At 32.5% G+C, this 1,308-nt stretch carries 1 protein-coding gene; it reads right to left on the reverse strand.

Features of this window, described 5'->3' with window-relative positions; genetic code table 11:
• Positions 1 to 86: 86 nt before the first annotated feature.
• Entirely contained in the window at positions 87 to 1,121 is a 1,035-nt protein-coding gene (locus AC5YGI_RS22005) for an IS110 family RNA-guided transposase (protein ID WP_330742961.1), read from the reverse strand.
• Positions 1,122 to 1,308: the final 187 nt, after the last annotated feature.

The raw sequence follows: 1,308 nt of genomic DNA on the forward strand, positions 1-1,308 counted from the left end.
CAAGATTCTGTGTTAACCTGCAAATAAAATTTATTTTTTTGTAAATTTGTTTCTTAAGTCGGCCCAGAGCTAGACTCTGTAGCGTGCTATACTATCTCAGTTTTCACGCTATTTTTTGATTTATACTTACTGTCATAGACCGTTTCATTTTTAAAAAGAATATAGATCAATTCTAATATTTTTCTTTGGATCGCTACTAGAGCCTTCATTTTTATTCCATGTTTTGAGGTCAGCCTTATGTAAATTTCTTTAAAATTATCATCCCACTTCACAATTGTTAGAGCAGGTAAAAACAAACATTTTCTTAAGCTTCTATTTCCTTTTTTGGATATTCGTGATTTACCTTTTACTGATGTTCCAGATTGCTTTTCCCTAACGTCTAAACCCGCATAACTTGATAATTGAGACTTATTTCTAATCAGTTCAAAACCATTGGTCTCTCCCAAAACAGTAGCGGCAGTTAAAACACCAACTCCAGGTATCGTTGTAAGTCGTTCTATCGATTGTTTTACTACAGCATTAGTATTGATAATAGTATCGATATCTTTCTTTATTTCTTTTTCTTGAGCGTTGAGTAAATTCAGGCGAGCTTGCATTCTTTCTATACTTTTTAAATGAGGACGAGCTTGAACAGTTTCCGCATGGAGTTGATTTTTTATTACACTCCGCTCCTGAACAATTTGATCTCGCTCTCTGGTCAGCTGTTGCAGCTCATTATAAGTCTGATCAGGCTTTTTCCAGACACTTAATTTTCTTTCAAGACCGAACTGAGTAATAGCCTGAGAACAACTCTTATCAGTTATCGTTTTAATATCAAGAGTTCTTATATAACTGCTTATTTTATTAGGCAAAACGATATAGACATTTTTGTTATTGTCAGCCAGATAATAAGCAAATTTTTGATGATAAATCCCTGTGGCTTCCATAATATAGTGAATTTCCAGCCCTTCAACAATTTGTTTTTCAACCCAATTAATCAATAATTGGATTCCTGTATCTGTATTTGTAAATACCTTATAAGCTATAAATTTTATAGTCTGATCTTCATATAGAAAACCTAAAGTAACTACTAATTCTTGTTGAGCTACATCTATACCTGCCACTTGTTTTAATACTCTCATATTTTATTCTGTTTAAGTGAGGAATCTTCCTTCGTCTTTTCTCCTAATTGGATATTCTGGATATTAAAAGTTGTTTTTAATTCCTTACATTCTGTTCTGACTCTAAAAGATAAAAAAGGATGAGGTGATTTCTTGCGCCGAATATGTTTCTTTGAACTATTGGATTTTTATTCAACTCTCATCCTTA

The organism is Chryseobacterium sp. CS3K3.1, assembly GCF_059515165.1.